The organism is Streptomyces sp. AC512_CC834 (assembly GCF_019049325.1).
Classification (GTDB): Bacteria; Actinomycetota; Actinomycetes; order Streptomycetales; family Streptomycetaceae; genus Streptomyces.
This window is the reverse complement of the sequence record NZ_JAGMUO010000039.1, coordinates 65,036-85,183: the sequence shown is the minus strand read 5'-3', so window position 1 is coordinate 85,183 and position 20,148 is coordinate 65,036. Positions and strand designations below refer to the sequence as shown.

The following is a 20,148-nucleotide window of genomic DNA, read 5'->3' as shown; positions in this document are numbered from 1 at the left end:
GGTGTTCTCCCTGCTCGTCGGTTCAGTGCTGCGGGTCGTGGTGCTCGGCGCCCGGGGACACGTACAGTCGCTGGCGGCCGAGCATCGCCTCGACGTCGTCGCGCTCTCGGACGAGGTGCGCCCGTCCGTCCAGGACGAGCACCTCTGCCGGGTAGCCGTGGCTGAGGAAGTGCACGGGCGAGGCGGTGGGCCCGTAGGCGCCTGAGCGCTCCACGCCCACCAGCTCACCGGCCCTCAGCCGCGGCATGGGCACCTTCTTGCCGACGACGTCGTTCGGGGTGCACAGCGGGCCCGTGATGTGCCAGGTCTCGGTCGTCGGCTCGTCGCGGCGTTCCAGGGCGACGATCGGAAAGTTCCGCTTGACGTAGGAGCCGATGCCCACCGCCGCCATGTGGTGGTTGGTGCCGCCGTCGGTGACCGCGAAATTCTCGCCCATCGACGTCTTCGTGTAGCGCACGCGGGTCACATAGGTGCCGGCCGTCGCGACGAGGAAACGGCCCAGCTCCATGATCATGCGGGTGCCCGGGTGCCGTACGGCGAAGGCGTCGATCACCGGGTTGAGGCGCGCGGTGAGCTCGGCGACGTCGAGGTCCTTCTCGTTGTCGAAGTAGGCGATGCCCAGGCCGCCGCCGACGTCGACCGTCTCCAGCGGGAAGCCGAGGTGTGCCGAGACGCGCTCGGCCAGGTCCAGGATGCGCCGGGTGTTCTCCACGACGGTGTCCTCGCCGAGGATGCGCGTGCCCAGGTAGACCTGGACGCCCATGAGGCGCACGGCCGGATGGCGGGCGGCCAGTTCCGCTCCCTCGGCGAAGAGTTGCTCCGCGTCGATGCCGAACTGGCGGGGCTTGCCGCCCATCGTCAGGCCCGAGCCCTTCACGGAGAAGGACGGATTGACGCGCAGCGCGACCCTGGCGGTGACGGACTTCTCCCGTGCCACCTCGTCGATCAGGGCGAGTTCGTCCAAGGACTCGCACACGACGGCGTGGATGTCCTCGTCCAGGCAGGCGGCCAGCTCCGCCCGGGACTTTCCGGGGCCGAGGAAGATGATGTCCTGCGGGGCGACGCCGGCGCGCCGGGCGGTGACCAGCTCGGTCAGCGAGGACACCTCGGCCCGGGCGCCGCAGCGGTGCAGCAGGGCACAAATGGAGATGTTGGGGTTGGCCTTGAGGGAGTAGAAGACCTCCAGCGCCGGGTGCAGACGCTCGCGCAGCCCCTGGAAGCGAGTGGTGATCTCCTCCCCGTCGTACAGATAGAGGGGCGTGCCGTACTGCTCGGCGAGTTCTGTGATGCCGATGCCCTGCACCTCGTGTGCGACGCTCACGTGCTGCTCCGATCTGTATGGGCCGCGAGACGGCGGGTGATCCCGGTGTCGAGGGCGGCCACCTCGGCGTCGGAGGCGGCCACGAGGACGCCGTAGAGCCTGCCCTCGAAGCCGTCGGCGCCGGCGTCTGCGGCAGCGGCGTTCACCGTGGCGTAGTTGTTGACGAACAGGCCGCGCGGGCGGGGTCCGCGCTCGGTCAGCAGCAGCCCGTCCAGGACCTCGCGCAGCTCGGCGAAGGGCAGCGGCCGCCGCGGTCGTACGGTGAAGTGGCGGGCGACGGCGACCTCGTCGGGTCCGGCCAGCACGTCGTGGATCACGCTCTGGTACGTCGACATGTTGTTCCGGGCGTTGATCTCCACGACCGGGTAGAGGCCGCCGTCCGGGTCGACCATGGCGTCGACGCCGACCACGCCGAAGTAGCCGTCGGCAGCGAGTCGTTCACCCAGCCGGTCGGCGGTTTCGGCGACCTCGGCGACCTGCGGCCCGGTGAGCCGGGCGGGCATGCGGTGCCCCTTGTGGACGCCGCCCTCGGTGAGCAGTTCCTTGACGAAGTCGAAGTGCACGGAACCGTCCTGGCCCACCGTGAACTGGTAGTTGAGGTCGGCCCGCTTGGCAACCCACTCCTCGACGACCAGTGCGGTGCGCGGTGCCGTGCCGTCGCCCGCGGCCCGCTCGGCCTGGGCGACGGCCATCCGGTGCAGGCGCGCGAGTCGCTTCTTGCTGTCCAGGACGACGATGCCCTTGCCGGACACCCCGAACGCGTCCTTGACGACCACCTTCCGGCCCGCCGCGACGAGTTCTCCGGCCGCGGCGAACGCCTCCGCGAGTTCCTCCAGCGTCTCGCAGGCCCAGCCCCGGGCCTGCCGGATGCCGAACTCGTCGGCCAGCCGACGGCTGTAGACCTTGCTGTTGACCCGCTTGCACACGGCGGCGGCGGGCGCCGCCAGGCGCAGTCCCGTGCGCTCGGCCAGCTCCTCCTCCACGGTGGAGATGCCGTGTCCGGTCAGCCGGGCGCCGTCGGCGGCGAGGGCGGACAGGGTGCGCAGCAGCTCCGGGTCGGCGAGGGCGTCCTCGCTGACGGTGCGGCGCGGATCCTGGCCGGCGACCACATGCACGGTGGGCAGGGCGAGACCGAGGCCCTCCAGATAGGCGCGGTACCCGTCGTCCAGGGCCGTCTTGAGGACGACGTGGTCGGCCTTGCCGCCGAGCAGCAGCGCGAACTCGTCCATGCGGTTGACGACCGCGCTGCCGGCGTGCGCGCCGACCCGGGGCAGCGCGGGCTCCCCGACCGCCCACTGGTTCTCGACCTCGAAGTTGCCCAGGAACACCAGGGGGGTGTCGGCGGCTCCGGTGACGGCGCGCCTCAGACGCGCGGTGAAGCCGGAAGGCGGTGGTTGCATCGGTGTCGACCTCGTCATTCTCATGGGGTGTCCGTGGTGGTCAGTGCTCGAAGACCATCGCCGCGAAGGTCGCCCCGAGCCCCACACTGGTCATCAGGTAGCGGTCGCCGGGGCGCAGCCGGCCCAGCTCGGTGGCCTGCTGAAGGTTGATGAAGGGGTCCGCGCAGAAGCAGTGGCCGGTGTACGGCACCTGGTCGAGGAAGACCCGCTCCAGGGGCAGTCGGAGTTCCTTGCAGACGCCGATCCAGGACAGCTTGTTGACGTTGTGCGGCAGCACCAGCGCGAGCTCGTCGAGAGTGCAGCCCGCCTCCTCCAGTGCAGCCCCGATCACCTCGCGCAGTCCCGCCCCGTACAGGTCCTGGAAGTCCTTGGCCGCCTCGTCGCCCATGATGAACTCGGCGCCGAACCGCGGGTGTGTACGGGCCGCGTAGCCGAGCATCCGGTCACGGCCCGCCCGGTCCGCGCCGACCAGGAAGGCGGCCGTTCCCTCGCCCATCACGGTCACGTCCGGGATGGACTGGGTCTTGGCCGTGCACGCCTTCTCACCGGTGAGGACGAGGGCGAGGGCGTCCGGATCAGGATCGGCGGCGAGCAGGGTCCCTGCCATGTCGACGGCGAGCAGGCCGGAGGCGCAGGCGTGGTGGGAGACCACGAACGCGGTCGCGTGCTCCAGGCCCAGCTCGGCCTGGAGCGGGCCGAGAGAGGTCAGCGGATAAGGCAGTGGAGAGGGCATGGTACGCGCCTGGAGGACGTACTTCACGCGCTGCTCCTGACCGCGCAGCTCCGCGAGCTTGGCCGCGGCACGCAGCAGCAGCTCAGTCTCGGTCGCCTCCGGGTCGCGGCAGACCTCGGACAGTCCGTAGAAGCGCTGGTAACGCCTCAACTGAACGTCGGACAGCCCGAGTCGCCTCTGGAACCGAGCGATGGGGATCGTGTCGGGCAGGAAGCTGGAGACCGCGACGATGGACGTCATACCCACAACATTCGCGGCCCCCGCTGACGCCCAGCTGACGCTGCGCTGACCGACTCACCGCCGCCGGCCCGACCACTCCCGGCCCACCCCCTCCACGTGCCGCCACCCCGCCCCGCCGGCCCCGGCGTCACCACCACCGACGCCGTGGCCATCACCGCCGTCCCCGCACCCGGCGAGACCGGTTGGGCCACGGCGACGACCGCGAACGGCATCGCTGGACGCGGCGCCAAGAAGACGTGGGGCGGGGCCCGCCGCGCCGAGGCGGTAGGCGGGGGACAGCACCGCCGCCAGGACACCGCCCACGGTGTGTCCGGTATTGCGAAACAGTCCGCTCATCGTGTGACAGGCCGAACGCCACAGCAGACAGCCGTCCCTGGGAAGGACCTCGGTCAACAAGCACCGGAGCAGTACCGCCGTGGTGGCGACGAAGGCGAGCGCGATGTCCGTCGGCCTCGCCCTCCGGACATGCTCGCCGTCGGCAGTCCCGCCGCGGAATCGGGGAACAGCGGAGTGAACTCGGGCGTACGGAAGAGTTGCCGGTAAGTGCGCATGCGCGGAGCCGCGGCCTGCACCTCCACCGCACGCACACACGGACTGGGCCTTCTCAGCGCCCTCCGCGCCCTTCGACGGGCGGTCCCTTCACCGTGACCGGCACCAGGCGCCCCCAATCGGTCAAACGACTCCTGTGCCGAAAGTTGAAGGAGTTGTACACTCAGACGCGCGTTCGGTGAAAACAGTCGACTGATTCACCATCAACACATTGGGTGAATCGTCAACTTTCGACGGACGCGACGGGGGAAACGGGGCGATCGGGGGGATTTGTCCATGCATGGTGGCGACGGTCTGCCGTCGGCGCGCTGGGAGGCCGAGCTTGCTCGCGTAGAAGCCCTCTCGGAGCGCGAGTTGCAGGTGTTCGGGCTTCTCGGAGACGGGTTCTCCAATCGCGGCATCGCGGCCCGGCTGCAGGTCACGGAGCGCACGGTGAAGGCGCACGTCGCAGGCATTCTGACCAAGCTGGAAGTGGAATCCCGCCTTCAGGTGGGCTTGGTGTCCCAGGCCCACCACCTCATGTACGAAAGTACAGTTTCGAACGACTCAAACATGATTGATGATTGAACAGTTCGAGTAACTCCCAAGTAATTCCCTTGCCGGGCTCTACGGAGTGAGCCGGCTGAATTGGTGGACAGGGATGGGAATATTTTCGTGTACATCTCCATACTGGGCCCGCTGCTGATAGGAAACGGTCAGCGGACTGTCGGTCTGCGGGCGAAGAAGATACGGGTCATGCTGACCATGCTGGCACTGAACCCCGGTCAGGTGATCGCCTTCGACGAGCTGGTCGACGAACTGTGGGGCGAGGCCCCCCTCACGAACACACGCAACGCCCTGCAGGCCAACGTCAAGCGCATGCGCAAGTCGCTCGCCGATCTCGGCTTCGAGGATCCTGACCAGCCCCTCATCCATACCGTCGACAACGGCTACAGGCTCGACGTCCCCGAGGACGCCCTCGACGCACACCGCTTTCTGCGCATGGCGGAGAAGGGCGCGTCCCTGGTGGGCGGGCGGCCGTACGAGGCGACGGATCTGCTGCGACAGTCCCTGTCCATGTGGCGGGGTCCGGCCCTGCTCGACGTGAGCGACGGACCGCGGTGCCGGGCGGTGGCGCTTCGCCTCGACGAGCAGCGCAAGACAGCTCGGGAAGACCTGATCGAGGCTCAGCTCCGGGCCGGCGAGGCGGGGAGCGTCGTTGCCGAGCTGAAGCAGCTCGTCGCGCAGTATCCGGAACGAGAGCGGTTCAGTGAGCAGTTGATGATCGCGCTGTACCGCTGTGGGCGGCAGTCCGAGGCGATCGGTATCTTCCACCGCACCCGTAAGTGGCTCGACGACGAACTCGGCCTCAAGCCGTCGCGCCGACTGCACAGCACGTACCAGGCGATCCTGATGCAGGATCCCTCGCTGTGACGCCGGGCGGCGTGGACAGGCGTGTACGGCAGGGCGCCGACGGCTCGTTCGGAGCCGCCGGCGCCCTGCCGTCCCTTGCGGGGCCGGTCAGTCGTGGTGCAGTGCCCGGTCGGTGAGCGCGCCGATGCGGCGCGCCGCCTCACCGGTCAGCATCTCCTCGTGCCCGCATGCCAGGGCGTGCACCATGACCAGACCGTCCACATACGGCTGCCAGCGCCCCGCCGGGTCCGCGGTCGGGGCGTTCGGCTCCTTCGCGGCCACGAAGAGCGTCAACGGACCCGTGAAGCGGCCGGGGGTGAAACGGCGGGCGATGTCGGTGTGGTGGCGCATGACGGCCATCAGACGGCTGAGGTCCGACTCGCCGATCGCGGTTCCCCGGGCGTGATGTTCGAGGAACGCGGTACGGATCTCCTCGTCCGTGGGGTCGGGATCGTCGGGCTCGACCGGGCAGACGTCCAGTGCCGCCAGGAACGCCACCTGCTCGCCGGCCGCCTGGAGGCGTACGGCCATCTCGTGCGCCACCAGCCCGCCGAAGGACCATCCCAGCAGGTGGTACGGCCCCTGCGGCTGGACCTCTCTGACGCGTTCGACGTAGGCGGCGGCCAGGGCGGGCACGTCACTCGGGCGCCGCCACTGTTCCGTCGCCGCCGCGATACCGTCCGACTGCAGCGCGTACACCGGCCGTTCCGGAGCCAGATGCGGAGCCAGCTCGGCGAAGGGCAGGCCGAACCCGACACCGCCGTGGACGCAGAACAAGGGGGCGAGGGAGCCGGAGGGGCGAATGGGGAGCACGGGCGCGAGGCCCTCGGCGTCCCGTGCCGGGGCGTCGCCGGCCGCCGCCGCCAGCGCCGCCACCGTCCGGTGGGTGAAGACGTCCGACAAGGAGAGCGTCAGGCCCGCCTTCGCCGCGTGGCTCACGATCCGCACCGAGCGCAGGCTGTCGCCGCCCAGGGCGAAGAAGTCGGCGTCGGCATCGACCTCGGCGAGACCGAGCACCTCGCAGAAGACGTCCGCGAGGGCCTTCTCCGCGGACGTGCGCGGCGGGCGGGCGGCGGCCTCGGGCACCGGCACACCCGGGGCCGGCAGGGCACGCACGTCCAGCTTGCCGTTCGGGGTCAGCGGGAGCGCCGGCAGGGCCACCAGCGACGTCGGCACCATGTGGGACGGCAGGAACTCGGCGACGTACGCGCGCAGGACGGGGACGTCGACGGCGGCGACGCCCGGCACCGGCACCACATAGCCGGTGAGCTGCGGCCGGCCGGCCGGCGTCGGGGTCGGGACCACCGCCGCCTGGCCGATCACAGGATGGCGGGTCAGCGTGGCCTCGATCTCGCCCGGCTCGATGCGGAAGCCGCGGAGTTTGATCTGGTGGTCGGCGCGGCCGACGTAGTCGAGCGTGCCGTCGGACCGCCACCGCACCAGGTCGCCCGTGCGGTACATGCGGGTGCCGGGCGCCCCGTACGGGTCCGCGACGAACCGGTCCGCCGTGAGGGCCGGGCGGCCCAGATAGCCGTTCGCCAGTCCGGCTCCGGCGATGCAGAGCTCACCGGTGACGCCGACCGGCGTGGGGGAGAGAGCGGCGTCGAGGACGTACACGCGGACGTTGTCCAGCGGTCGGCCGATCGGCGGCCTGCCGCCCGGGGTGAGCGGATCGCTCCAGGTGGCGCAGACCGATGTCTCTGTCGGACCGTAGGCGTTGCGCAGGTCGACGTGCGGGGCGATGCGCTCGACCACTGCCGGGGGGCACGCCTCGCCGGCGACCAGCAGACGCAGGTCGCCGGGGAGCGCGGCGGGATCGGGGAACCCGGCCACGACGGTGGGCGGCAGGACCGCGTGGTTGACGCCGTACGCGCCGATCAGCTCGGCCAGCAGTGGCGCGGACAGCCGGCTGTCGGCCGTGGCGAACACCAGCGTGCCGCCGGAGAACAGCGAGGCGGTCAGCTCCCACACCGTGGCGTCGAAACTGAACGAGGCGAACTGCAACACCCGCGTACCGGGCCCCGCACCCAGGCCCGCACGTATGCCGGCGGCCAGATTGGCCGCGCCCGCGTGCGGCACGGCGACGCCCTTGGGCCGGCCGGTCGACCCCGAGGTGTAGATGACGTACGCCGTGTCCCGCGCGGTCAGCGGCCGGGTACGGTCGCCGTCGGTGGGGTCCGTGACGGGCAGGGCCCGCAGCTCGGCCAGGGTGGTGGGGGCGTCCAGAACGAGCGGGGACACGCCGGGAAGACGGCCGGTGACCTCCTCGACGGAGAGGACCTCGGCCGGGGCCGCGTCCTGAAGCAGATAGGCGATGCGCTCGGCCGGATAGCCGGGGTCCACGGGCAGATAGGCGGCGCCGGTCTTCAGGACGGCGAGCAGCGCCGTGACCGTCAGGGCGGACCGGGGCAGGGCCAGGGCGACCACGTCACCGGGGCCCACCCCGCGGCCGAGCAGCAGATGAGCCAGGCGGTTGGCCTCGCGGTTGAGGCCGCCGTAGTCCAACGGGTCCGCATCGGGGACGACCAACGCAGGGCGGCCCGGCGCGTCGGCCGCGTGGGCCTCGAACAGGGCCGGAAGCGTGACCGGGGGCTGGGGCCGTATCCGGCCCTGGTGCCCGGTCAGCAGGGTGTCGCGCTCCTCTGTGGTGAGGATGTCGAGGGCGCCGATGGGGGCGTCGGGGGTGCGGGCCGCGGAGGCGAGCAGGACGGCGAGGGCGTGTGCGATGTGGTCGGCCGTGTCCTCGGTGAAGAGGTCCGCGCTGTACTCGAGCTGGATGTCCAACCCGGCCGGGCCGCCGTCCGCCGACGCACGTTCGGTCACCAGGAAGGAGAGGTCGAACTTCGCCGTGGTGGAGGGGACGGGATGCACCGAGGCGGTGACGCCCTCGAGCCCCGGCAGCGGATCACCCGCGTTCTGGAACGCCAGCACAACCTGGACGAGGGGCTGCCGGGCCAGTGAGCGCACCGGCTTGAGCTCGTCGACCAGATGCTCGAACGGCAGCTCGGCGTGGGCGTAGGCGGTCAGGTCCGTCTCCCGCACCCGGGCCAGCAGTTCGGTGAACGTCGGGTCGCCCGCCGTACCGGTGCGCAGCACGAGCGTGTTGACGAAGCAGCCGACCAGATCGCGCACCGCGTCATCGGTACGGCCCGCGACCGGGCTGCCCAGCGGGATGTCGGTGCCCGCGCCCAGCCTGGTCAGCAGCGCCGCGAGACCGGCCTGCACAGCCATGAAGAGGCTGGCGCCGGACCGCCGCGCGAGCTCGGCCAGGCGCGTGTGTGCGGCGGCCGGCAGGGCACGCGCCACAGTCCCGCCGCGCCCGCCCGCCCGGGCCGGGCGCGCGAAGTCGGCGGGCAGCTCGAGCTCCTCGGGGAGCCCTGCCAGGACCTCGCGCCAGTGGCCGAGTTCGGTCCCGATCAGGCTGTCCGCATCGCCCTTCGCACCGAGCAGTTCCCGCTGCCACCGCGCGTAGTCCGCGTACTGCACGGGCAGCGGCTCCCAGAGCGGCGCCGTCCCGGCCCGCCGCGCCCGGTAGGCGGACGCGACGTCGCGCGCCAACGGCTCCAGCGACCAGCCGTCGGCGGCGATGTGATGCAAGGTCAGGGCGAGCGCGTGTGTGTCCGCGCCGAGTGTGAACAGGCGGGCACGCAAGGGCACGTGAGCGGACAGGTCGAAGGCGTACGCGGCCTCGTAGGTGAGCGCCTCGGCCAGCGCGTCCTCGCCGGTCAGCGGTACCACGTCCAGCCGGGCGCCCGCCTCCGCCGCCTCCTCGGGGGACAGCACAAGCTGGGACGGCAGCCCGTCGGCCTCCGCGAACACGGTGCGCAGGCTCTCGTGCCGGGCCACGACGTCGGCGAGCGCCGCGGCCAGGGCCGTGGCGTCGAGAGGGCCGGTGAGCCGGACCGCGAGGGGGATGTTGTAGGTCCCGGCGGGCGTGCCCATGCGGCTGAGGAACCACAGGCGTTCCTGCGCGTAGGACAGTGGGGCCGAGGCCGGGCGGTTCGGGGCGGGGCGCAGGGGTGGCCGGCGCGTGGGGGCGGGCGCGGGTGTCCGGTCCGGGGCGAGGGGAGGCAGGGTGCGGGCCAGGGACTCGGCGGTGCGGGTGTCGAACAGGGTGCGGACCGGGACGTCCACGCCGAGGTCCGCGCGCAGTCGGTTGGCGACGCGGACGGCTGAGAGGGAGTGGCCGCCGAGGGCGAAGAAGTCGTCGTCGGCGCCGATCCGATCGAGGCCCAGCACCTCTGCGAAGACGGTGCACAGCAGTTCCTCGTGCGGCGTCGCGGGCGGACGGCCCGTGCCCGCCCGCTCGTCCGGCGGTGCGGGCAGCGCCTTGCGGTCGACCTTGCCGTTGGGGGTCATGGGCAGTGCGTCCAGGGGAACGTACACGGCAGGGACCATGTGCTTGGGCAACACCGCGGACACGCGCTCCCGCAGTCGGTCGCGGTCGGTCCCTGCCGGTACGACATGGGCGACCAGGCGGGGTTCGCCGCCTTGGTCGGCGCGGGCCGTGACGACGGCCCGCTCGATGCCGGGCTGTGCGCCCAGCACGGATTCGATCTCGCCGAGCTCGACGCGATGCCCGCGGATCTTGATCTGATGGTCGCTGCGGCCCGCGTACTCCAGAGCGGTGCCGTCGGGCGTCCAGCGCACTACGTCGCCCGTGCGGTATATGCGGGTCCCCGGTGGCCCGTAGGGGTCTGCGACGAACCGGTCCGCCGTGAGGGCCGGGCGGCCCAGGTAGCCACGGGCGAGGCCGGCGCCGGCGATGTAGAGCTCGCCGAAGGAGCCGTCGGGGGTGGGGCGGAGGGCGGTGTCGAGGACATAGACGGCCGTGTTGGCGATGGGGCCGCCGATGGGGGGCGGGCCCGCGGTCAGGGGGGCTGCGGTGGACCAGATGGTCGTCTCGGTCGGGCCGTACACGTTGGTCACCGACGCGCAGTGTGCGACGAGGGTCCTGGCCAGGGGCTCGGGCAGGGCCTCGCCTCCGACGAGGGCGCGCAGACCCTTCAGCGCGGGGGCGTGCTCGGTGGCGAGGGCATGCCACAGGCTCGGGGTGGCCTGCATCAGGGTCGCGCCGGAGGCGGTGACGGTGGCAGCGAGGGCGGCCGGGTCACGCACCGTCTCCCGGTCGGCGAGCAGGATTTCGGCGCCGGCGGCGAGGGGGACGAACAGCTCCAGGTTGGCGATGTCGAACCCGAAGGTGGTGACGGCGAGGAAGCGGTCACGGGGGGTGACCTGGAAGCGGCGGGTCATGTCGTGCACGAGGTTGGTAAGTGCGGCGTGAGGGACTACGACGCCTTTGGGTCGGCCGGTAGAGCCTGAGGTGTAGATGACGTATGCGGGTGCGTTGGGGGGTGTGCTGTCCGCGGCATCCACCGCATCCACCGCATCCACCGCATCCACCGCATCCACCGCATCCACCGCATCCAGGATCCAGACCGGGCCGACAGGGGTGTCGCCCGCCGTCAGCAGGGGGTGGACCCTGCGGTGCGTGAGGGTCACCACCGGGGCCGCGTCCGTCATCATGTAGCGCAGGCGGTCGGCGGGGTAGTCGGGGTCGAGCGGGAGATAGGCGGCGCCCGTCCTGAGGACGGCCAGGGCGGCCACGACCAGGTCGCAGGAGCGGTCCAGGGCGAGCGCCACCACCCGTTCCGGTCCCGCGCCCGCCGCGCGCAGCGCGGATGCCAGGTGCTCGGCCCGGGTGTGCAGTTCGCGGTAGGTCAGACGTTCCTCCCCACAGGTGACTGCGGGGGCGTCCGGCGTACGCCGCGCCCACTGTTCCAGGAGCGGGGCCAACCGGACGCCCGGCAGCTCCGTCGCGGTGCGGTTGCGGGAGGACAGCAGTCGGTCTCGCTCGGGCTCGTCCAGCAGTACGTCGAGGCGGCCGGACGGTTCGTCGGGGCGGGTTACGGCGGCTTCCAACAGGCGGGCGAAGCGCAGGACCAGGGTGCGGGCCGCGTCGTGCGGGACCCGGGAGGGCAGGTGGTTGACCGCGAGGCCGAAGGGGGTGCCGGGGAAGACCGTGAGGGTCAGCGGGTAGTGGGTGGCCGAGTGGATGTCGACGGCCGTCACCCGGGGGCCCGTCGCCGCCGGTGTCAGAGGCAGGTGCCCCATGGGGTAGTTCTGGAACATCAGCGCCGTGTCGAAGAGTTCTCCACGCACCGCGGTGAGCTGCTGCACCTCCGCCAGAGTCAGGTGCTCATGCGGCAGCAGCTCGGCCTGGCCTGCCTGCACGGCAGCGAACAGTTCGGCCGGCGTACGCCGCGGGTCCACGTCGACCCGAACGGGCAGGGTGTTGGCGAACAGACCCACCATGTCCTCGACGCCGGGCAGTTCGGCCGGCCGACCGGAGGTGACCGCACCGAACAGCACGGTGTCCTGGCCGGTCAGCCGGGACAGCAGAAGGGCCCAGCAGCCCTGCACCACGGAGTTGACAGTCAGGCCGCGGGAGCGGGCGAAGCGGGTGAGGGCGGCGGTGACCTCGGGGGCGAGCCCGATCGGAACCTGGACGGGCAGTGCGCCGGGCCCCGCCCCGCCGGCCGTTTCGCCGTCGCCGTCCCCGCCGGCCTCGTGCGCCACGAGCCGCGTCGGCTCCGACACTCCCGCCAGCGCCCGCGCCCAGGCCTGGTGCGCCGCCTCCTTGTCCTGCGCTGCGAGCCAGGACAGATGGGCGCGATAACGGGTGCCGGTGGGCTGTGAGTCAGTGCGTTCGCTCGAGGTCGTGGCCTCGCCGAACCTCGCTGCACACTCCGCCAGTTCCCGGGTCAGCGTCGCCATCGACCAGCCGTCGACCAGGATGTGGTGCACCGTCCACAGCAGACGGCTGCGGCCCCCGGCGCCCCTGAGGAGGGTGAAGCGGTGCAGCGGTGGGCGGGAGAGGTCGAAGCGCTCGAGGCGGTCCGCTCGGGCCAGACGGTCCAGGTCATCCGCGTCCCCGCCCGGCAGCATCTGCTCCTGCCAGGGCAGTTCCACCGACTTCGGGATCACCTGGACCGCCTCGCCGGTGCTGCGGTGCCGGAAGCAAGCCCTGAGGTTCGGGTGGCGTTCCAGGACCATGGCCGCCGCGTCGCGCAACGCCGTGGCATCGGCGTCGGTCAGGTTCTCGAAGTCGACTACCAACTGAAGGGTGTACAGGTCCGTTCCCGCACGGTCGTAATCCGCGAGAAACAGCAGCCCCTGTTGCAGGGGCGAGAGCGGGAGGACTTCGCTGATGGCGGCTGGCCGATTCAAGCCGTGCTCCTCACGGAAGAGCTGGGTGGGCGGAAGTCGGGGAACATTTCCGACCGCACTGACGATTTCCGATGGCACTGACACTCAACTGACCGGTAACTGACGCGCCGCTGACGTGACTGTTTGCGACCGCTTGTGCCCTGCAGGAGTGTGGTGCGGAGCGACCGTGACGGCCCGTGCGCGAGTTCAGGGTGAAAGCCAGGTAGGGGTGGTTGCGGCCGGTCGCCGCGAAGGCGACGACCGGCCGCGGTGACGTGTGGTGGGCATCGGTCAGCCTCCTGCGAGGGGAGAGCGGGCAGCGGGCACCTCGGCCAGGCCGCTGAGCGGCTGGTCGGCGAGGTAGCGGCGCAGGTTGTCGGCGAAGAACGCGACCGCCTCGTCCATGTACGTGCGGCTGAGTGTGGAGCTCTTCGGCGTGAGGACGACCCGGGGGTGGAGCCGCAGTGGATGGCGGGCGGGCAGCGGTCTCGGGTCGCAGACGTCCAGGCCGGCGCCTCGAAGGCGGCCCGTGTTGAGGCCGGCCAGCAGGGCCGCATGGTCGACGGTCGCCGCGCGACCGAGATTGAGGAAGAGGGACTGCGGCTTGAACGCGGTGAAGAGGTGACGGTCGAAGAAGCGGTCCGTGGCCCGGGTGGCGGGCAGCAGATCGACCACCACGTCGGCGATGGCGACCGCCTGGTGCACTGCCGAAGTGTGCATCCACGTGATCCCGCCCTCGGCGGCCACCGGCGGCGTGCGCCGTACGCCGACGACGTGCATCCCGAAGGAGCGGGCCGCGCGAGCGAGGTGTTCGCCGATGCTGCCACAGCCGACGATGGTCATCGTCGCCCCCGCCAGGTCGAAGAACTCCTCAGCCAGGTCGTCCTTCCACCCGGACCGGTTCCGCCGGACCCGCTGACTCGGGAAGGTGGCCGCCAGCGCCCGCTCGTGCTCGCCGGACAGCCGCCAGAAGGAGTGCGGAGACTCCAGACTGATCAACACGACCCGAGTTCATCGCGACCGGCCCTCCACGCTTGACCCGGGCTCCAGGGCCCATGGGGCGATGCGCTCGAACGGAGCTGATGCCGGCCTCGTAGTCGTGGCGCGAGCGCACCAGGGTTGCTCCGGCGCTCAGGAACCGGTCGCGTTCTCGGGGCAGGACGGTCAGGGCGCGGTGGAGCGCGGAGGCCAGAGACCTGGCGTCCCGTGGTGCGGCGGTGAAGCCGGTCTCGCCTTCGATGACGGTCTGGGCGAGTCCGCCGGCCGTGGTCGCCACCACTGGGCCCGCTCCGGCCGCGAACGCCTCCAGGGGGATGCGCCCGAAGGGGCTCCTCCCGAGAGGGACCGGCGACTGCGCGCAGGGCCGGGCTGAGCCCGCGAACTGATCGCCAGCCGGGATGGCGGCCAGGTAGAACCGCGCTGAATGTACTTCCTTCCTCACCGACAACCACCTGGACTGCCAGGCCGGTTACGGACTTGTTCAGACGGGCCGCGTCCAGCAGAAGGCAGACGGCGGCACGCGGGGACGACGCTTCCTCGCCCAAGATGCGGAAATGCTCCGGTCCGGGGCGTACGACGGCCCGCGCGGTGACCCCAGCCAGGGGGCTCACCGCTCCCCGAGCATCCCGGCGTCGTGGGCGAGGACGGCCGCCTGGACGCGGTTGGCGCAGCCGGTGCGGGTGAGGATGCGGCTGATGTGCGCCTTGACCGTGCCGGCGCTCAGATACAGCCGGTCGGCGATCTCCGCGTTGGACAGACCGGTGCCGAGCAGCCGAAGGACGTCGCGCTCGGCCGGGGCCAGCTCGTCGGTGCGGCGCAGGGCGGCCTCGGTGTCCCGGCCGGACCGTACGTGCCGTTCCAGCAGTTGCCGGGTGATACGGGGAGCCAGTACCGGTTCGCCCTGGGCGGCGAGCCGGACGGCGCGGATCAGCTCGGTGGGTCCTGTGTCCTTGAGGAGGAAGCCGCTCGCCCCGGCCCGCAGGGCCCGTGTGACGTGCGCGTCCTCCCCGAAGGCCGTCAGCATCACGACACAGGTGCGGGGCGAGAGGCGGGAGATGTCCTCGGCGGCGGCGATACCGTCCCTGCCCGGCATCTGGACGTCGACCAGGGCGACGTCGACGTCCTGGGCGCGGCAGGCCGCGGCGGCTTCCCGGCCGTCGCCCGCCTCGGCGACCACCTCGACGTCCTCGGCGTTCTCCAGGATCAGCCGGATTCCCGCGCGCATCAGCGCCTCGTCGTCGGCGACCAGGACTCGGATCATCGGCTCATCCTAGGACCGCGGGCGCCGGGCCCCTCGTCCCAGGGCCGCAGCACCAGAGGTCATCCCATGGCCGCCAGCACCAGCAGTACGACGAGGAAGCCCGCCGTGGGCAGCACCACGACCAGCGCGGCGCAGCCCGAGCCGAGCACCCGCGGCCAGGTGAGGATCTCGTCCGGCAGCGGGGCACGGGCCCCCTCGTGTCCGGGACTGGCGGAGGAAAGACGGGCGGAGGAAGGACTGGCGGAGGGGGGACTGGCCGAGGGAGGACGTGCGGCACCCGCAGGGGACCCGGCGCCTTCCTGGCTCAGGTTCCCCTGCGCGGGCAGCCGGGCGGCGACGCGGAAGCCGCCGTTCACCAGGGCACCCGACTCGAACGTGCCGCCGAGCAGCGCGATCCGCTCCTGGCAGCCGGCCAGCCCGCTGCGGGTACCCCCGTGGGAGGCGCCGGCCACGCGGGGCGGGGCGTTGGTGACGGACACCTCGATCCAGCCGCCCACACTCCTGACCTGTCTGACCTGTACCCAGGTGGGCGCGCCGGACGCGTGTTTGAGCACGTTGGTCAGCCCTTCGCGGACCACCCGGTGCATCGCCTGGCGCGTACGCGGCCCCACCTCGTCCGAGTCGGAGAGCGACCAGTCCAGCTCGACAACGCTGCCCGTCCGCCGGGACTCCGTCACCAGGGCGGCGATGTCCTCGCGCGTGCCCCGCTCGTCCCCGGGCCGGTCGTCCACCTCCTCGGCCAGGTCCGCGTGGCGCAGGACACCGAGGATCTCGCGCAACTCCTCCATCGCCGTACCGGCGGTCGTACGCAGCAGCTCGGACTGCCCGGCGAGGGCGGGCGCCTGCCTTGCCGCCGCCAGCTCGAGTGCCCCGGCGTGCACGGATATCAGGCTCAGCCGGTGGCCCAGGAGGTCGTGCATCTCGCCCGCGATCCGGTTCCGTTCCTCCATGCGGGCCGCCGTCGCGGTCAGGGTGCGAGCCTGTTCCAGGTAGGCGTTGCGCTCCCGCAACAGGCTGACCAGGGGCCTCCGTTGCCCCAACAGCGTTCCGGCCAGGGCGGGGAGTACCAGAAGCAGCACCACGGAGACCGCGTTGCCCGCCACCTGGAACGCGAGGCGTTCGGCCCGGAACGGGGCGGTGACGACGGTCAGCACGCCGACCACGGCGCAGGCCGCTCCGACGACCTGCCACGCACGCCGCGTCGGTGTGATGCGCCGGGTCGCGGACATCACGATCAGCGGCAGCACCGCCAGCGCCCACACGTTGTTCCCGACGACCAGCAGCGAGGCACCCAGGACGGCGACGACCGGCATGCCACGGCGAGCGGGAACGAGCAGCACCGCCCACAAGGCCCCCAGCACCGCCAGTACCGGCCGGGCGGGTGCCAACAGCAGCAGCGGCACCAGCCCGAAGGCGGCCGTGAGGACACAGAGCAGCCCCTCGACGACGACCGTACGACGCTCGGCACCACGCGCCGCGGCCCACCCGAAGACCACCTCCCGCCGCACCCACCGCGGCACACCGGCCGGCGCGCGGCGCACCCGGTCGGACGGTCGCGGCGCGCGCGGGCCGTCGGAGACCTGACTCATGCTCACCCCTGCCCCACCGTGCGCCTCTGCCGGGAACGAACGGTATCCGCCCGGTCGGCCCCCGCTCTCACGCGCCCGTCCGGACGTCCAGCGCGGCCCGCAACGCGGCCACGTCGACCTGCTCGGCCACCAGCATCTCCACGACCGTGCCACCGCCGCCCGCATAGCCGCCACCCACATCACCGCTGACCACCGTCGCAGCCGTCGCCGTCGCAGCCGTCGCAGGGGTCGCCGTCTCGTCGAGCAGCGCGGACAGCAGATGGACGGTGCCGACGGTGGGTGACCCCTGCTCGGCGGCGATCAGCCGGGCAACCGCGACGACCCGGTCGGCAGCGGCGGACAGCCCCACGCTGCCGCGATCCTCACCGAGACCACCCGACCCACCCGGCCCACCGTCGGCCGGAATCTCCGCAGCCGAAGCCACGAGGGATTCCTGCCGCACGCCGTGCCTTCGCAGGACGGCAGGCGCGGCATTGGCCTCGGCGAGGCTCTCCGGAAGCGAACGCCCCGCCACGGCCAACGCCCGGTCCAGGGCCAGCACCGCCAGCAGCAGATCCACCGGTTCCGCCGCGCGGCGACCGCACCGCACCGCTTGGCGCGTGGCCTCGACGTTCACGGCGAACAGCACCGGTGAGCCGTTCAGCCCGACCTGTGAGGTCCATGAAGTCAGCGCACGCGTCAGCCGGTTGCCGCTCTTGCCCAGTGTCCCGGCCCGGCGCAGGAGCAGCACTCCGTACGACTCCACCCCCTCGGCCGCTTCGGCCGCTTCGTCTGCTTCGGTCGCGGCCCCGGCGTCCAGCCGGTCCAGCCCGGTCGCCGCCGCGCCCGTGTCCAGCCGCTCGAGCAGCAGCGCCTCCCGAGCCCTGCTGTCCGGCAGCTCGAGCAGGGCCCTGGCCACATGCCGACAGCGCACGGAGACCGTCCCCTCGGCGCGGGCCGACCCGAGCGCGAGCCGCAGACAGTCCCGCATCGCCCCGGTCATCGCGGGCGGCAGCACCGGCGCATTCTCCCGAGCCGCCCCGCGCAGCCCCAGCCCGAACCGCCACCACGCCTCACGCCAGACGGCGTCGACCTCGACCTCGTCGGCGTCGGCGTCCGCGTCCGCTTCACGCGGATGCGCGTCGTCCTCACTCACCCAGCCCCGGCCCGCCCGAGCCTGAATGTGTCCGCTGAGCGACCCGGCCTTCCGCATCCCCGGGGCGATCACCGCCCCCGCCTCCGAGTCCCCCATCACCAGCTCCCCCAGCAGGGTGTCCGTCCCGACGGCCGTCAGCTCGCCCCGCACCGCCCGGCGCACCGTCCCCACGAGCAACTGCACGACCTCCGGCTCGAACTCCGTGGTCACCCCGAGCCCGGCACCGGCCCGGTCTCCCGTCGTCCCTCGCTGCCCCACCGAAGTCTCCTCACTGCGCGGCGCGCTCTGCCCCGCTGCTCCGAACGACGCTAGGCCGCCCCGCCCCACGCCCGCGCCTGCCGACCGGCCACACTCCCGGTCCGATCGGCACGGCGGCCGTTGAGCCCTTCTTCAGCGCTACCGTGTACGAGTTCACACGTCCGCCGCCCGCGCGCCACAAAAGTCCCCGGAAGATTGCCAACCGGTTTGAAAAACGATGAAAGCACCATCAACACGAGCCGCGAGCCGCTGACCGGCCGGGGGCGTGGGTTGCTTGGAGGTAGCGGCCTTGACCGGTAATCCGCCGCTTCGCGTGCCCGTGGGGTCCGACGCCCACCGCTGGAACACCTTCCACGGCGAACGCACTCTTGTCGTAGCCGCCCGCACGGTCACCTCCGCCGTCCGCGCCCTCGAAGTACTGCCGTCGCTCCTGCGTGACGACGCCCGCGTGACCACGGTCTTCGCCTACGACCCCACCTCCGCGTTCAGCGCCGGTGTCCTCGACCTCCTCCACACCACCGGATGCCGGGTCGCCCCCTGGGACCAGCTCGGCAGCATCTCCCCGGACCTGATCCTGTCCGCCAGCGAGAACATCGACGTACCGGAAGGCGACTGCCCGGTACTGGTGCTTCCGCACGGCGTCGGATTCCAGAAGCTCGTGCCGGATTCACGCAGTCCACGCGAACGCCTGTCCGGAGTCGTACCGGACTCGCTGCTGGAGTCGGGCCGCGCCTGGCTGGCCGTGTCCCATCCGGCGCAGGAGGAGCAACTCCGCGCCACCCACCCCAAGACGGCCGGGCGCACGTTGCTGGTCGGTGACCCGTGCTTCGACGAACTGGTCGGCAGCCGAAGCCGCAGGACGGCGTACCGCGAGGCGCTCGGCGTCGCGGAGCACCAGCGTCTGGTCATGGTCAGTTCGACCTGGGGGCCGTCCTCTCTCCTGGGCCGTCACCCGGACCTGCTCCCACGCCTCCTCGCGCAGTTGCCCGGAGACGGACACCGGGTCGGTGCGATCGTGCATCCCAACGTGTGGTCGGCCCACGGTGCCTGGCAGATCCGCACCTTGCAGGCCGCCGCCCTGGACGCGGGTCTGCTGCTGATGCCGGCCGTCCATGCCTGGCGGCCGGCGCTGGTCGCCGCGGACGTCCTGGTGGGCGACCACGGCTCGGTGACGTTGTACGGCGCGTCGGCGGGTACGCCGCTGCTGCTGGCCGCGTTCGGCGGTGACGCGGTGCCGGGGACCGCCGTCCACCACCTGGCGTCCACCGCGCCCCGGCTCGACGTACGGAAAGACCTCCTCCAGCAGGTGGAGCAGGCGCTACGAGAGCACACACCCGAGCGGTACGCCGAGGCCGCCGCGCAGGCCTTCGCCGAGCCGGGACAAGCCCTCGCCAGGCTCCGCGCCGCTCTCTACCGCCTGCTGAAGCTCCCGGAGCCGTCCTCCCCGCGTCCGGCTCCCGTGATGCTGCCGGTTCCGGATCCGCCCGCGGCCCGGGTCACCTCGTGGCAGGTGACGACCGGCGTCACCGCTCCCGGACGCGAGGACGGCGGCACGGCCCCGACCGTCACGGTGCGCCGCATTCCGGCACCCGTCGCCGCGTACGGCACCACACCCCAGGATTCCGCGGCCCTCTTCACACATCTGGCCTGTGCGGACGACGAACGTGACCGCCGGCTGACCGAGAGCGCCTCGGTACTCGTCCGGCACCGGCCCGCGTCCACCGTCTTCGGGGCGCTGCGCTGGATCGAGGACACCCTCGCGGAGCTGCCCGGAAGCCTCCTCGCCGCATCGGCGGTGCGCGGGGGCGGCTGTCTGGTCGGGCTCACGGACGGCCGCGTCGTGGAGGCGGCGGCCACTGGTCCGACGCCGGTCCCGGGCCTGCCGGCCGCGGTCGTGTACGCCTGCCTGCGCGCGGGGCTGCCGCTGGACGGCGCTCAGGTGACGCTGCGCGTCGGTGGCGTGCGGGACGAGGACGTCGTACTGCGCCTCCGTCCCGCACCGCCGAACGGGTAACCACCCTCGGCCCGCCCCTGTCCACCACTCCGGCCGCCCCGGTGCGCG

At 72.1% G+C, this 20,148-nt stretch carries 11 protein-coding genes and 1 pseudogene; 3 read left to right on the top strand and 9 right to left on the bottom strand.

The features are described 5' to 3' along the window. Window positions 1-22: 22 nt before the first annotated feature. Genes KUM40_RS16765 through KUM40_RS16755 form a run of 3 tightly spaced genes read right to left on the bottom strand, consistent with a single transcriptional unit; the run spans window position 23 to window position 3,694 of the window. On the bottom strand, window positions 23-1,321 hold the full coding sequence (locus KUM40_RS16765; protein ID WP_217166772.1) for a type III PLP-dependent enzyme: 1,299 nt from the start codon (window positions 1,319-1,321) through the stop codon (window positions 23-25). After that, window positions 1,318-2,721: an ATP-grasp domain-containing protein gene (locus tag KUM40_RS16760; RefSeq protein WP_217166771.1), complete on the bottom strand. Its 1,404-nt coding sequence runs from the start codon at window positions 2,719-2,721 to the stop codon at window positions 1,318-1,320. Before KUM40_RS16760 ends, KUM40_RS16765 begins: the two co-directional genes overlap by 4 nt. Window positions 2,722-2,761: 40 nt before the next feature. Further along, window positions 2,762-3,694 (bottom strand): 3-oxoacyl-[acyl-carrier-protein] synthase III C-terminal domain-containing protein, encoded by a 933-nt coding sequence (locus KUM40_RS16755; protein WP_217166770.1) that lies wholly within the window; start codon window positions 3,692-3,694, stop codon window positions 2,762-2,764. A gap of 825 nt (window positions 3,695-4,519) precedes the next feature. On the opposite strand from KUM40_RS16755, the gene KUM40_RS16750 reads away from it, so the two are divergent. Next, a complete protein-coding gene (locus tag KUM40_RS16750) occupies window positions 4,520-4,810 on the top strand; it encodes a helix-turn-helix transcriptional regulator (RefSeq protein ID WP_217166769.1) in 291 nt (96 codons plus the stop codon). Between the two features lie 87 nt (window positions 4,811-4,897). Next, window positions 4,898-5,656 carry an AfsR/SARP family transcriptional regulator gene (locus KUM40_RS16745; protein WP_308401170.1) on the top strand — a complete coding sequence of 253 codons (759 nt, stop codon included), beginning with the start codon at window positions 4,898-4,900 and terminating at the stop codon, window positions 5,654-5,656. Between the two features lie 87 nt (window positions 5,657-5,743). Here the strand turns inward: KUM40_RS16745 and KUM40_RS16740 are convergent, their stop codons facing one another. From KUM40_RS16740 to KUM40_RS16715, 6 genes and pseudogenes are all read right to left on the bottom strand, one after another. Beyond that, window positions 5,744-12,865: a non-ribosomal peptide synthetase gene (locus tag KUM40_RS16740; RefSeq protein ID WP_217166768.1), complete on the bottom strand. Its 7,122-nt coding sequence runs from the start codon at window positions 12,863-12,865 to the stop codon at window positions 5,744-5,746. 270 nt (window positions 12,866-13,135) lie between these two features. After that, window positions 13,136-13,846, bottom strand: coding sequence for an NAD(P)-dependent oxidoreductase (locus KUM40_RS16735; RefSeq protein ID WP_308401169.1), 711 nt, complete (start codon window positions 13,844-13,846; stop codon window positions 13,136-13,138). A gap of 9 nt (window positions 13,847-13,855) precedes the next feature. After that, window positions 13,856-14,214: pseudogene (locus tag KUM40_RS42440) on the bottom strand (glycosyltransferase); the annotation flags it as partial. A gap of 236 nt (window positions 14,215-14,450) precedes the next feature. After that, window positions 14,451-15,104, bottom strand: a complete 654-nt coding sequence (locus tag KUM40_RS16725) for a response regulator transcription factor (RefSeq protein WP_217166767.1) — start codon at window positions 15,102-15,104, stop codon at window positions 14,451-14,453. Between the two features lie 59 nt (window positions 15,105-15,163). After that, window positions 15,164-16,693 (bottom strand): histidine kinase, encoded by a 1,530-nt coding sequence (locus tag KUM40_RS16720; protein ID WP_217166766.1) that lies wholly within the window; start codon window positions 16,691-16,693, stop codon window positions 15,164-15,166. Between the two features lie 67 nt (window positions 16,694-16,760). After that, window positions 16,761-18,086 carry a Clp protease N-terminal domain-containing protein gene (locus KUM40_RS16715; RefSeq protein WP_217166765.1) on the bottom strand — a complete coding sequence of 442 codons (1,326 nt, stop codon included), beginning with the start codon at window positions 18,084-18,086 and terminating at the stop codon, window positions 16,761-16,763. 313 nt (window positions 18,087-18,399) lie between these two features. Here KUM40_RS16715 and KUM40_RS16710 point away from each other — a divergent pair, with 313 nt between their 5' ends. Beyond that, window positions 18,400-20,100 carry a hypothetical protein gene (locus KUM40_RS16710; RefSeq protein ID WP_217166782.1) on the top strand — a complete coding sequence of 567 codons (1,701 nt, stop codon included), beginning with the start codon at window positions 18,400-18,402 and terminating at the stop codon, window positions 20,098-20,100. The last annotated feature ends 48 nt before the right edge of the window (window positions 20,101-20,148 follow it).

Bases quoted from the DNA above. Each gene is read 5' to 3' on its own strand.
- KUM40_RS16750 (WP_217166769.1), top strand. From the start codon at position 4,520: ATGCATGGTGGCGACGGTCTGCCGTCGGCGCGCTGGGAGGCCGAGCTT.
- KUM40_RS16720 (WP_217166766.1), bottom strand. From the start codon at position 16,693: ATGAGTCAGGTCTCCGACGGCCCGCGCGCGCCGCGACCGTCCGACCGG.
- KUM40_RS16755 (WP_217166770.1), bottom strand. From the start codon at position 3,694: ATGACGTCCATCGTCGCGGTCTCCAGCTTCCTGCCCGACACGATCCCC.
- KUM40_RS16760 (WP_217166771.1), bottom strand. From the start codon at position 2,721: ATGCAACCACCGCCTTCCGGCTTCACCGCGCGTCTGAGGCGCGCCGTC.
- KUM40_RS16725 (WP_217166767.1), bottom strand. From the start codon at position 15,104: ATGATCCGAGTCCTGGTCGCCGACGACGAGGCGCTGATGCGCGCGGGA.